The organism is Actinomadura sp. NPDC000600 (assembly GCF_040492135.1).
Lineage (GTDB): Bacteria > Actinomycetota > Actinomycetes > Streptosporangiales > Streptosporangiaceae > Spirillospora.
Genome location: NZ_JBEUPD010000041.1, coordinates 32,841 through 45,578 on the forward strand (window position 1 = coordinate 32,841; position 12,738 = coordinate 45,578).

Here is a 12,738-nt window from a genome sequence, read left to right on the forward strand (position 1 = left end):
GAGCCTTGGAGATGTCACCGTGAACAAGGAAGCCGTCCAGCGCCTGCGCGAACCGGCCGCCTGGGTTTTGCTCGCCGCGGCGGGCGTGCACCTTCTCGCGGGCATCATCTCGCTTCTCGGCGGCGGGGGCAGCTTCACGCTGCGCGCCCTCGCCCAGACCAACGACGGGACGTTCCTGCAGGTCGCGATGGTCGGCCTCGTCGTCCTCGCGGTGGCGCTGACGACCTCGGGCGCCACCCCGACCCCGCAGGCGCGGACGATCGCGATGGGGGCGCTCGGCATCCTCGGCGGCATCGCGCTGTTCGGCGTGATCTCGTGGCTGAGCGGGATGCTCGCGAACTCCGACTACGCCGGCGCGGTGAGCAAGCTCACGACCTTCCTGGTCGGCGCCGGCGACCTGGCCGTGGTCGGCGTGGGCGGCTGGTACGCCTTCACGGTCTTCCAGGGGATGCAGCCCCCGCGCCCGCAGCCGCAGATGCAGCAGGGGGCCTACCCCGACTTCGGCTACCAGCAGGGCCAGCAGGGCCAGCAGGGTCAGCAGCAGTACGGGCAGCAGCAGTACGGCCAGCAGCAGTACCAGCAGTACCAGCAGTACGGGCAGCAGCAGGCCGCGGAGGGCCAGCAGGCTCCTCAGCAGGGGTACGAGCAGCAGCAGTACGGCCAGCAGTACGGCCAGCCCGCCCAGCAGGGCTACGAGCAGCAGCAGTACGGCCAGCAGGAGTACCAGCAGTACGGCGGCCAGGGCGGCTACCAGGCCGGGCAGCAGGGGCAGCAGGGCCAGCCGTCCGCCGACCAGGAGGAGATGGGCGAGTGGACCCGCGCCTACGGCGGTGGCGGCGGCTCCGGACAGGACCAGGGCCCGCAGGGCACCCAGCCCGCCCCGCCGCAGGCCGGCGACCAGGAGGGCGGCGACTGGTACCGGGACAACCGCCCCCCGCCCCCGCAGTAGGACCCGCGGCCGGACCCGCCGTGAAGCCTCCCGCGAACCCCCTCGGTGAGGCCTCGCCTTCGCGGTGACCGCCCGATTAACTGATCTTCATCTGAAGGTCAGCATGCCCATCCCGGCAAAACCCGCTATGTCGCCCGGGAATGCCTTCCGGCTTGACGGGGCGGCTGATACACGCGTGTAATTTCGTCCGTGTAGTTTCAATGCCGTCCCGGGGGAAGGAAGCTCTGGAGGGCATTGACCAGGGGGTTCCACGGGCAGGGAGGTGCGCTGTGAGCGAGGTGGTCATCCCGCTGGCGCACGGCACAGAGGACGAAGAGTTGGGCTGGCAGGAGCGCGCCCTGTGCGCGCAGACGGATCCGGAGGCGTTTTTTCCGGAGAAGGGCGGCTCCACTCGCGAGGCCAAGAAGGTGTGCCGGGCATGCGAGGTGCGTACGGAGTGCCTTGAGTACGCGCTGCAGCACGACGAACGGTTCGGCATCTGGGGAGGGCTTTCCGAGCGCGAGCGCCGGAAGTTGAAGCGCCAGGCCGTCTGACCCGGCGGGCCGCGACCCCGGATCTCGGGGGATCCGGAGCGTGCCCGGCGCGGCCACGCGTACAGTTATCAGCCGTGCCGGCCCCAGGGCCGGCACGGCTGACGCTCGTTCAGCGCCGGATGCCCGTTCGGCACCGGCCGTTCGGCCAGCACTGCCATCGTCCGTCCCACAGATCGAGCGACCCTTGGCCCCCACACTCGATCGCCATGTCGTCACCGCCGTCCTCGTCGCGCACGACGGCGCGCGGTGGCTTCCGGAGGCGCTGAAGGCGCTGCTCACCCAGTCGCGCCCCGTGCAGCGCCTCGTGACCGTCGACACCAGCAGCCGCGACCGCGGCCCCGCCGTCCTCGCGGAGGTCGTCGGCGAGGGCGAGGTCCTCACGCTGCCCCGCACCACCGGCTACGGCGAGGCCATCGCCGAGGCGCTGCGGCAGGACGCCGCGTCCGCCCCCGTGACCGGCGACGACCCCGTCCCCGCCGACCAGTCCCAGGGGTCGTCCCGGCCCCGCACGGAGTGGATCTGGCTGCTGCACGACGACTGCGCGCCCGACCGCGACGCGCTCGACCGGCTGCTGCGCACGGCCGACGCCGACCCCAACATGGCGGTGCTCGGCCCCAAGGTCCGCGACTGGGACGACCGCCGCGTCCTACGCGAGCTCGGCGTCACCATCGACGCCGCCGGGCGCCGCCACACCGGCCTGGACCGGCGCGAGTTCGACCAGGGCCAGCACGACGGCGTCCGGGACGTGCTGTCGGTCGGCAGCGCGGGGATGCTCGTCCGCCGCGACGTCTGGGAGAAGCTCGGCGGCTTCGACGTCGAGTACGGCATCTTCCGCGACGACCTCGACTTCTGCTGGCGGGTGCACGCCGCCGGGTACCGGGTCGTCACCGCGAGCGACGCCGTCGTCTACCACGCGGAGGCGTCCCGGCGCGGGCTCCGCGAGATCGGCATGACCACCGAGCACCCGGCCCGCCGCGACCGCCGCAACGCGCTGCTCACCCTGCTCGCCAACCAGCCGCTCGGCGCGATGCTGCGGGCCCTCGTCCGCAACGTGTGGGCGTCGCTCGCCCACGCCCTCGTCCTGGTGGCGACCAAGCGGCCGGGCATGGCCCGCGAGGAGCTGCGCGCGCTCGGCGACGTCCTGCGCTCGCCCGGCGGGCTCCGGCGGGCGCGGGCCGTCCGCGCCGAGGGCCGCACGCGCGTGCGGCGCAGCGTCCGGCGGTTCCAGACGCGCTGGGTCGTGCTGCGCCGGGCCGGCGAGGCCGTCTCGGAGTACTTCGCCGCCCACGAGCGCGACCGCGAGGACGTCGCCGACGACATCACGGCCGACGAGCCCGGCCCGATCCGCCGGTTCCTCGCGCGGCCCGGCGTCATGGTCGTGCTCGGCCTCGCCGCCGTCGCGGTCGCGGCCGAACGCTCCCTGGTGACTGCCGCCGGGCGGCTCGGCGGCGGCGCGCTCGTCCCCGCGTGGGGCGGCGCGAGCGACCTGTGGGCGCAGTACCTGTCCGGCTGGCACCCGGTGGGGCTCGGCACCGACGCCGGCAGCCCCCCGTACGTCGGGATCCTGGCCGTCCTGTCCACCGCCGCGTTCGGAAAGCCGTGGCTGGCGGTGTCGGTCCTGCTGCTCGGCAGCGTCCCGCTGGCGGGGCTCACCGCCTACCGCGCGTCGCGCCTGCTGGTGGTGGAGGCGCCGCGGACGGGACGGCGCGCCCGCGCGACCGGCCGCCGCGTCCCGGTGCCGGCCGTCCGCGCCTGGTTCGCCGCCGTGTACGCGCTGCTGCCCGCCGCGACCGGCGCCGTCGCGGGCGGGCGCCTCGGGACCGCCGTCGTCCTCGTCCTGCTCCCGCTGATCGCCGTGCACGCCGCCCGCGTCTACGGCTACCCCCGGTCGGAGGCCGCCGCGCTGGACCCCCGCACGCGCCGCAAGCGCGCGGGACGGGCCGCCTGGACGGTCGCGCTGCTGCTCGCCGTCGCGATGTCCTTCGTCCCCCTCGTCTGGCCGATCGCCCTGCTGGCCGCGGGGATGGTGTGGGCGCTGCTCGACCGACCGGGGCGGCAGGGCCTGCGCGGCCTCGCCATCGCGCTCGGCGTCCCGCCGCTGCTGACGCTCCCGTTGACCGCCGGCCTGCTGCTCCACCCGTCGGGGTTCCTGACGGAGGCGGGCCTGCACCGGCGGTTCGACCCCGCCGCCCCGGCCGACCTGCTGGCGCTCGACCCGGGAGGGCCGGGCACGCCCGCGCGGTGGGCGCTCGCCGGGCTGCTGGCGGTCGCCGTCTGCGCGCTGCCGCTGCGCAGCCGCCGGGGCCAGGTGCTGGCCGGCTGGCTGCTGGCGGTCTTCGGACTGCTCGTCGCGGTGCTGGCCAGCGCCGCCACCGTCACCAAGGGCGCGGACGCGGCGCCGGTGTGGCCCGGCGCGGCGCTGCTGTTCGCCGGAGCCGGAGTCCTGCTCGCCGCCACCGCCGCCGTCCAGCGCGCCACCGAGGCCCTGGCGGGCCAGCACCTGATCTACAAGGCGGGCGGCGCGGTCGTGGTGGCCGCCGCGCTCACCGCACCCGTCCTGGCGGCGGGGTTCTGGGTGGTCGGCGGCGCGGGCGGCCCCCTCGGCAGGCTCGACCCCGACACGGTCCCCCAGTTCGTCCAGGGCTCCGGTGGGGTCAGGACGCTCGTCCTGCACCGGGAGCCGACCGGACGGGTCTCCTACACGGTCCTGAGAGGCGCGCGGCCCCATCTGGGCGAGTCGGAGGTCACCGTCAAGGGGCCGGCCCGCGACCGCATGGACGACCTCGTCGCGGGCATGGCCGCCGGCCGGGAGGGCGACGACGGGCCGGCCCTGACGCGGATGGGCGTCCAGTACCTCCTGGTGCCGCATCCCGCGAGCGACCCGCTCACGAAGGTCCTCGACGCGTCGCCCGAACTCACCCGCCTCAGCCGGACGGGCACGTTCGCCGTGTGGCGGCTCCAGGCGGCGTCCGGCCGGATGATGCTCCTGCAGGGCTCGACGGTCACGCCGCTGCCCGCCGGGCGCGTCGACGCCCGTGTGCGGATCCCACCGGGGACGGGCACGCGCACGCTCCTCCTGGCCGAACCGGCCGACGGCGGCTGGCGGGCCGCCCTGAACGGCCGCGACGTCAAGGCCCGGACGGTGGACGGCTGGGCGCAGGGTTACGACATCCCCGCCACCGGGGGAGAGTTCGAGCTGACCCGGTCGATGGCCACCCGGCACGCCTGGGTCGTCGTCCAGGGGATCGCCGTCCTGCTGGTGGCCGTCCTGGCGCTGCCGGGTGCGCAGGCGGACTTCATGCCCACCGGCGAACGGGAGCGCCGCCGCCGCGGCCGGCGCGGCCGGCGCCGCGCCCCCCGCGCCCGCCCCCAGCTCGCGCTGCCGCCCGCCAAGCCCCTGGAGCTCGCCGCGCCTGCGGAGCCCGCAGAGCCCGCGGAGCCCGCGGAGGAGACGAGCCCCGAGGAGGTGTCCTGATGCACAAGGTCCTGCGCCTCCTCGGCATGCGGTACGCCACGGCCGCCCTCATGCTCGTCGCCGTCGCCGCCCTCTACGGCGCCGCGACGTTTTCCCGTCCGGGCGAGGCGTCCGAGAAGGGCCGCGAGGCGCCGGTCACGCACGCCGTGATGGTCTGCCCGGGGCGCGAGGGCGGCCGCCTCGCCGTCCAGTCCCTTCCCCGTAAGACGGGCGGCGGACGCGTGGACGTGGCGCCGACCAAAGGCGGCTCGCCGCTGGGATCCATGACGTCGCCCGGCCAGGCCTGGGGCGAGGACACCAAGTCCGGCCAGAACTCCTACACCCTCAGGGCCACCGGCCCCATCGCCGGCGGGCTGGAGGCGGAGCAGACCGCGTACCGGGACGGCGGCGACGACCGCGGCCTCGCCGGCGCCCGCTGCGCCGTCCCCGGCACCGACCTGTGGTTCACGGGCCCCGGGCCGGTCGCCGCCGACGAACTCGACCTCTACCTGACCAACGTCGACGCGCAGCCCGCGTCCGTCGACGTCTCCGCCCTCTCCGGCGAGGGACCGCTCGACACCACCGAGGGGCGCGGCACGCCCGTCGAGCCCAACACCACCCGGATCGTGCGGATCGGCGGATCGCCCGAGGGGCTCGGCGACATCGTGAAGACCGCCGCCGACCTGGCGCTGCGCGTCCGCACCACCAGCGGCCGCGTCGCCGCGTCCCTGCGCGTGCGGATCGGGAAGAAGAAGGGCACCGAGTGGCTGCCGCAGTCGCCCGCGCCCGCGGCCTCAGTCCTCGTCCCCGGGGTGCCGGGGGGCTCTGGCAAGCGCCGCCTGCTGGTCGCGGTCCCCGGCGAGGCCGATGCCCGCATCAGGGTCCAGGTGATCACCGCGGAGGGCGCGTTCGCGCCGCAGGGCCAGGACGTCCTGGACGCCCCCGGCATGACCGTGACCTCCGTCCCCCTCGACGGCGCCCTGTCCGGCCGGGCCGCCGCCGTCCGGCTCACCGCCGACCGTCCGATCCTCGCGGGCTTCGCCGCCGAGCGGGGCGCCGACGTCGCCTACGGCGCCGCCACGCCCCCGCTGAGCGCGGCCGGCCCCGGCGTCGTGGCCGACAACCGGTTCGACTCGTCCCTCGCCCTGACCGCCCCGTACGGCGCGGCGACCGTCCAGGTCACGACCGTGAACGCGCAGGGCGCGGGCACTCCCCAGGAGGTCACGATCGGAGCGGGACGCACGGTCGAGACCAAGCTCGCCGCCCCCGGTACCGGCGCGGACGCCGCCTTCGGCGCGGTGATCATGCCGAAGCCCGGCTCCGCTCCCGTCTACGCGTCCCGCATCCTCGCCACCGGCAAGGGCGGCGACTACCTGTTCACCGTGCTGCCGATCGTCCCGGCCCCGACGCTCCTGCGCCTGCCGGCGACCGCCGACTCCCAGACCGCCCTGACCCCCAACTGAGACCCGGGAGCGCGCCCGTCCGCTCAGGGCGCCGGTCAGTCGGCAGTGTCTTTGTGGGGGGCGACCCCCCACACCCCCCGCACGACTGACCTGCGCCCTCCGCTGCGCTCCGGGCGCCGGTCAGTCGGCAGTGTCTTTGTGGGGGGCGACCCCCCACGCCCCCCGCACGACTGACCTGCGCCCTCCGCTGCGCTCCGGGCGCCGGTCAGTCGTCGGGAGAGTCGTAGCTCGGGTCCACGGACTCGGGGGAGAGGCCGAGCAGGTCGGCGACCTCCTCGACGAGCAGGTCGCGGACCAGGTGGGCGAGTTCGGCCTCGTCGGCGGCGCGGGCCTCGACGGGGCGGCGGTAGACGGCGATGCGCACCGGCCGGTCGCCGGCGCCGGGGAGGGTCTGGCCGAGCGGGACCGGCCCGTCGAACGACGGGTCGATGGCCGGCACCTCCTCGACCGTGAACTCCACCCGGGCCAGTTCGCGGCCCCAGCGCCCGGCGAGGCGCCGCACCTCGTCGTCGACGAGGTCGGCGAACCGCTCCGCGCGGGTGCGTGAGACCGGCGCCTGCGGGGGCGTCAGAGGACCACGGAGGCCGCGACCGTGCCGATCGCGGCGCCGTACGCCTGCCACACGGGATCGCACGCCTCAAGAGTACCTCCGCTGGTGACGCGGCCCACCCGTAAGGCCCTTCCATGTGGACTTTTGTACCGCTCTGTCCGGAACGGCCCGCGCAACGGGCCGTTCGTATGGCTCTGCCGTGAAAAGAGTGGTTACAGTGGCGGAGCCATGGCTCCCGGGCCCGCGTGGCCGATGGTGCATTTCGAAGGGCCGATTTCCCGTGAATCCCCCGTCCCGGCGCGCACGCCGGAGCCGCGACCAGGTCACCGTCGCCGCCGCCATGGCCCTCGGCGTGGGGCTCGTCCTCGGAGGCGGCGGCTGGGCGCTGGCCGCGCGCGACTCCGGTTGCGACGGCGCGCGCGAGCGGCTGTCGGTCAGCGCCGATCCCGCGATCGCTCCGGCGGCGCTCGCCGCCGCCGCCCGTTTCAACGCCGCCCGGCGCGCCGCCGGGCAGTGCCCCTCGGTGCGGGTCACCGCGCGCGGCTCGGGCGAGGCCGCGGGCGTCTTCCGCGCCGCGCGCGGCGTCCCGGACGTGTGGATCCCCGACTCCTCCGCCTGGCCCGACCTCGCGGGACGGCGGCCCGCCGGGCAGGCCCCTTCGATCGCGTCCAGCCCGATCGTGTTCGGGGTGTCCGCCACCATGGCGAGCCGGTACCGGAGGGACCTGGAGCGCAGGTCATGGGGCGCCTTCCGGCCCGGACGCCGCACGCCGGAGTTCCACCTCCGGCTGCCGGACCCCGCGCGCACCGGGGCGGGCACGGTGTCGCTGCTCGCGCTCCAGGCGTCCGCCGGAAGCGGCAAGGGCGCGCTGGACAGGTTCACCGCCGTCCTGCGCACCGCCGAGACCATCCCGAACGGGAAGGGCGTCGAGACCGCCTTCGGCGGAGGCGGCGACGAGGGGTCCGCGGTCGTCGCCGCCCCGGAGCAGGCCTTCCTCAAGCACAACGAGCGTGTCAAGCAGCAGGACCGCGACGGGGAGCCGATCGCCGTCGCCTACCCGCGTCTGGGCACGCCCTACCTCGACTTCCCGTACGTCGTCGCCACGTCCGACGCAAAGCGGAGACGGGTCGCCGACGGGTTCCTGAAGGAGCTCCGGTCGCCCCGGACGGCCGGCGACCTCAAGCGGGCCGGCCTCCGCGGCCCCGGGCAGAGCGCACCGCGACCGCTCGCGGTGGTCCGTCCGGGGGCGGCGGCCGGGGTCCAGGAGACGTGGCGCAAGCTCGGTCAGGGCCTGAACGTGCTCGCGCTCATCGACCCGTCGCGGGGCGGCGCCCCGATGCCGGGCGCCACCGGGACGCGGTTCGACGCGATGGTGAAAGCGCTCTCGACGGGGTTCGCGCTCGTCCCGGACGACTCGTCCTTCGGCCTCTGGACGCTCACCGGCGCGCCGGGCCGCCGCCCCTACCGGCCCCTGACCCCGATCCGGGAGCTCGGCGCGCGCACGCAGGACGGCGGCAACCAGCGCCTCATCCTGCAGGAGCGGCTCCAGCACGTCCGGCCGATCCGCGGCGAGGCCGCCGGGCTGTACCCGGCGATCAGGGCCGCGTACCGGGAGGTCGACCGCCACTACGGCAAGGACGGGCTCAACGTGGTGCTCGTCCTCACCGCCGGTGGCCCGCGCAGCGCCCCGGGAACGGAAATCGCCCGAACGGTGAAGAATCTTGGAGGGGCCTTCAACGCGCGGCGCCCGGTGAGCGTCATCGTTCTCGGGTTCGGCGCCGAGGCGGACCCCTCCCTCCGGAAGGTCGCCGCCGTCACCGACGGCGGCGCCTACAAGATCGACAAGCCCGAGATGGTGATGCGGCTCTTCCTGCGTTCCGACCAGCTCCGCGTCTGCGACGAGCCCCGGTGTCCCGAGTGACCGAGGACGCCCGGGCCACGACGCGGGTCGCCGTGACGTTCCGGCTGCTCCTGCTGCTGCGCTGCCTCCTGCTCGCCATGGCGGTCGTCCTCCAGGACAGCTACGGGCCCGAGAGCGGCGGCGGGCTCGACCGCGGGCTCGCGGCCGCCATCGCTCTGCTGGGCGTGGAGAGCGCGCTCGCCCTGGTCGTGTGGCGGCCCGTCCTGCGGCTCGTCCGGCGCATGCCCCTGCTTTGCTGCCTGGACGCCCTGCTCGTGTTCGGCGTCCTCGTCAAGGGCGGCGTTTTCGGGCCGTTCTTCCTGTTCACGGTGATGACGGCAGCGCTCGCCGGCGTCCTGTACGCGTGGGGGCCCGTGCTGCTGGTGTGCACCGCGCAGGTGGCACTCTGCTTCGCCGCGATGGGCTCGGCGACGCCCGCCGACCGGCACGACCCCGGGCTCCTCATCGCCCTGCCCGTCTTCTATCCGCTCGCGGCCTGCGCCGGAGTCGTCCTGCGGATCCTTTTCGACCAGTACGCCGAGGCGGAGGAGGCGCGCCGCCGCGCCGAGGCCGCCGTCGCCGCGGCCGACGAGCGCACCCGGCTCGCCCGCGAGATGCACGACTCGCTCGCCAAGACCCTGCAGGGCATCACGCTGTCGGCGGCGGCGCTGCCCGGCTGGATCCGCACGTCCCCCGACCGCGCGGAACGCGGCGCCCGCGACATCCTGTCCGCGCTGCGGGTCGCCGCGCACGAGGCCCGCGGACTGATCGCCGACCTGCGCGAGGAGGCGTACGGGCTGCCGCTCCCGGACGCCGTCCGGCAGGTCGCCGAGGAGTGGAGCCGGATCGCCGGGGTCCCCGTCGACGTCGTGGCCGACGGGACGCACGACGACGTCCCCGTGGCCGTCCGCTACGAGATCGTCTCGGTGCTGAAGGAGGCGCTGACCAACGTGGAGCGGCACGCGCGGGCCGGCCGGGTCGAGGTCCGGCTGGCGGGGTCCCCGGACGGGCTGGAGCTGTCGGTCCGCGACGACGGCGCCGGGTTCGTCCCGCCGCAGGGAGGGCGGTTCGACCTGCTCGCCCGCGAGGGCCACTACGGCGTCGTCGGCATGACCGAGCGCGCCCGGCGCGCGGGCGGGCGCCTCGGCGTGCGCTCGGCCCCCGGGTGCGGCACCACCGTCACCCTCACCGTCCCGCGCGCCTCGTGGCCCGCCGAGGACGCCCCCGAGTCGGCGGGGCAGCTGTCATGAGCGACCGCGTCCGCGTCCTCGTCGTGGACGACAACCCCGTCGTCCGCGCCGGCCTGTCGACCATCCTGGAGTCCGGGGGAGTGGAGGTCGTCGGCGAGGCCGTCGACGGCGCCCACGCCGTCGAGCAGGCCCGGTCGCTGCGCCCCGACCTCGTCCTGCTGGACGTCCGGATGCCCGGCGTGGACGGCGTGGTCGCCGCCGGGCCGCTCAGCGCCATCGCCAAGGTGCTCATGCTGTCCTACGACACCGACGCCGACGTGATCGGCCAGGCCATCCGCAACGGCGCGTCCGGGTACCTGGTGCACGGGGCGTTCGAAGCGGACGAGCTGCTCGCCGCCGTCCACGACACGGTCACCGGGCGGTCCAGCCCGCTGTCGCCGCCCGCGAGCCGCGCCGTCGTCGAGGCGCTGCGCGGCGGGGCCGCCCCGGCCCGGCCCCCGGCGCCCCGCGACGACCTCGGGCTGTCCCCGCGCGAGGCCGAGGTGATGGACCTGATCGCGCGAGGGTGCTCCAACGGCGAGATCGCGCGGGCCCTGGTCGTCTCGGAGTACACCGTCAAGAACCACGTCAACCGGATCTTCGCCAAGCTGCACGTCCGAACCCGGGGCGCGGCCATCGCGCGCTGGCTCGGCACCGCGCGGTGAAGGCACGGTGAATATTCGGATCGTTACGGGATGTAGTTATTACCACGGAAATCGGCCGGTAACGGCGACACGTGCGCCGGGGTGGTGGCGGAGCCGGGTGGGGGGAGGTACGGTCAGCCATCGTGAGCCCCGTCCGCACTTGCTCCCGCACCGCCTGCAAGGCGCCCGCAGTGTTCACGCTCACGTACGTCTACCGCGACTCCACCGCGGTCCTGGGGCCGCTCGCAACGTACGCCGAGCCACACTGCTACGACCTGTGCGCAGAGCATTCCGAACGGCTCACCGCCCCCATGGGGTGGGAGCTGGTGCGGCTCCCCGTCGAGGAGGAGTCCGAGCCCACCGCCGACGACCTCGAGGCCCTCGCCGACGCGGTCCGCGAGGCCGCGAGGCCCGCCCCCGGGTCCGGCCACGAGCCGGTCGGCCAGGGCACGGAGGTCGGCCGCCGCGGCCACCTGCGCGTGCTCCGCTCCGAGCCCGCCGGAACGCAGCCCGGCCAGGAGTGAGCACGGGGCCCGCCCCCGTCCCGGTCCCCGGTCCGGCGTCGCGGCGGGGCGCGTCCCGTCGTCCCGGTAGGCTCGTGAACCTGCCGTTTTCCGCGCACGGTTCTTCGGACAGGGAGCAGGAGTGGGCGACCTCGCCAAGATCTTCAAGGCGTACGACATCCGCGGCGTGGTGCCGGACGAGCTCGACCCCGCCACCGCCGAGGCGGCCGGCGCGGCGTTCGTCCGCGTCACCGGGGCGAGCGCGGTCGTCACCGCCCACGACATGCGGGAGTCGTCGGTCCCGCTGGCGGAGGCCTTCGCGCGCGGCGCCACCTCCCAGGGCGCGGACGTGATCGAGGCGGGGCTCGGCTCCACCGACATGCTCTACTACGCCAGCGGCGACCTCGACCTGCCCGGCGCCATGTTCACCGCCAGCCACAACCCGGCCAAGTACAACGGGCTGAAGCTGTGCCGCGCGGGCGCCCGCCCCGTCGGCCGCGACACCGGGCTCACCGAGATCCGCGAGATGATCGAGAACGGCGTGCCCGGCTACGACGGCGAGCCGGGCACGGTGACGCGGCGCGACATCCTCAAGGGCTACGCCGACCACCTCAAGACGCTGGTCGACCTGTCGTCCATCCGCCCCCTCAAGGTCGTCGTGGACGCCGGAAACGGCATGGGCGGCCACACCGTCCCCTCGGTGTTCGAGGGCCTGCCGATCGACCTGGTCCCGCTGTACTTCGAGCTGGACGGCACCTTCCCCAACCACGAGGCCAACCCGATCGAGCCGGAGAACCTGCGCGACCTGCAGGCCGAGGTCCGCGAGACCGGCGCCGACATCGGCCTCGCCTTCGACGGCGACGCCGACCGCTGCTTCGTGGTGGACGAGCGCGGCGAGATCGTCTCCCCGTCCGCGATCACGGCGCTGGTCGCGACCCGGGAACTGGCCAAGCACCCGGGCTCCTCGATCGTGCACAACCTGATCACCTCCAAGGCCGTCCCGGAGATCATCGCCGAGCACGGCGGGACGCCCGTGCGGACGCGGGTCGGGCACTCGTTCATCAAGCAGACGATGGCCGAGACCGGCGCGGTGTTCGGCGGCGAGCACTCGGCGCACTTCTACTTCCGCGACTTCTGGTTCGCCGACTCCGGCATGCTGGCGGCGCTGCACGTCCTGGCCGCCCTCGGGGAGCAGGACGGCCCCCTGTCGGAGCTGCTCGGCGAGTACACCCGCTACGCGGCGTCCGGCGAGATCAACAGCGAGGTCGCCGACCAGGACGCGGCCGCCGCGAAGGTCAGGGAGTCCTTCGCCGGCCGCTCCGGCGTCGAGATCGACGAGCTGGACGGGCTGACCGTCCGCGACGACGCCGCCGGATGGTGGTTCAACCTGCGTCCGTCCAACACCGAGCCGCTGCTGCGCCTGAACGCCGAGGCCGGCGACGAGGGCACCATGGCGGCGATCCGCGACGAGGTACTGGCCCTGGTCAGGGAGAAGTGACCGGGCCGGGAAAAG

General features: G+C 75.0%; 10 protein-coding genes. 9 read left to right on the top strand and 1 reads right to left on the bottom strand.

Translation table 11 applies throughout. The features are described 5' to 3' along the window. The first annotated feature begins 19 nt into the window (after positions 1–19). The 4 genes from ABWI07_RS37450 to ABWI07_RS37465 all read left to right on the top strand — a co-directional run bounded on the left by ABWI07_RS37450 (position 20) and on the right by ABWI07_RS37465 (position 6,399). Positions 20–949 carry a hypothetical protein gene (locus tag ABWI07_RS37450; RefSeq protein ID WP_353821442.1) on the top strand — a complete coding sequence of 310 codons (930 nt, stop codon included), beginning with the start codon at positions 20–22 and terminating at the stop codon, positions 947–949. A gap of 269 nt (positions 950–1,218) precedes the next feature. Beyond that, positions 1,219–1,482 (top strand): WhiB family transcriptional regulator, encoded by a 264-nt coding sequence (locus ABWI07_RS37455; RefSeq protein WP_141581130.1) that lies wholly within the window; start codon positions 1,219–1,221, stop codon positions 1,480–1,482. Positions 1,483–1,666: 184 nt separating this feature from the next. Then, entirely contained in the window at positions 1,667–4,957 is a 3,291-nt protein-coding gene (locus ABWI07_RS37460; RefSeq protein WP_353821443.1) for a glycosyltransferase, read from the top strand. Beyond that, positions 4,957–6,399, top strand: coding sequence for a DUF5719 family protein (locus ABWI07_RS37465; protein WP_353821444.1), 1,443 nt, complete (start codon positions 4,957–4,959; stop codon positions 6,397–6,399). Before ABWI07_RS37460 ends, ABWI07_RS37465 begins: the two co-directional genes overlap by 1 nt. A 205-nt stretch (positions 6,400–6,604) precedes the next feature. Here the strand turns inward: ABWI07_RS37465 and ABWI07_RS37470 are convergent, their stop codons facing one another. Then, the gene (locus ABWI07_RS37470) at positions 6,605–7,033 is read right to left on the bottom strand and encodes a metallopeptidase family protein (RefSeq protein WP_235036763.1); all 429 of its coding nucleotides are present in this window, start codon (positions 7,031–7,033) and stop codon (positions 6,605–6,607) included. A 196-nt stretch (positions 7,034–7,229) separates the two neighbouring features. Between ABWI07_RS37470 and ABWI07_RS37475 the strand changes: the two genes are divergently transcribed. From ABWI07_RS37475 to ABWI07_RS37495, 5 genes are all read left to right on the top strand, one after another. After that, positions 7,230–8,870, top strand: coding sequence for a substrate-binding domain-containing protein (locus ABWI07_RS37475; RefSeq protein ID WP_353821445.1), 1,641 nt, complete (start codon positions 7,230–7,232; stop codon positions 8,868–8,870). Beyond that, complete coding sequence (locus tag ABWI07_RS37480) at positions 8,858–10,099, top strand: sensor histidine kinase (protein WP_149259152.1); 1,242 nt, start codon at positions 8,858–8,860, stop codon at positions 10,097–10,099. Before ABWI07_RS37475 ends, ABWI07_RS37480 begins: the two co-directional genes overlap by 13 nt. Beyond that, the gene (locus tag ABWI07_RS37485) at positions 10,096–10,743 is read left to right on the top strand and encodes a response regulator (RefSeq protein WP_149259153.1); all 648 of its coding nucleotides are present in this window, start codon (positions 10,096–10,098) and stop codon (positions 10,741–10,743) included. The genes ABWI07_RS37480 and ABWI07_RS37485 overlap by 4 nt, the downstream gene beginning before the upstream one ends. A gap of 122 nt (positions 10,744–10,865) precedes the next feature. Continuing rightward, entirely contained in the window at positions 10,866–11,246 is a 381-nt protein-coding gene (locus ABWI07_RS37490) for a DUF3499 domain-containing protein (RefSeq protein WP_149259154.1), read from the top strand. Positions 11,247–11,367: 121 nt separating this feature from the next. Next, positions 11,368–12,723 carry a phosphomannomutase/phosphoglucomutase gene (locus ABWI07_RS37495; protein WP_353821446.1) on the top strand — a complete coding sequence of 452 codons (1,356 nt, stop codon included), beginning with the start codon at positions 11,368–11,370 and terminating at the stop codon, positions 12,721–12,723. Positions 12,724–12,738: the final 15 nt, after the last annotated feature.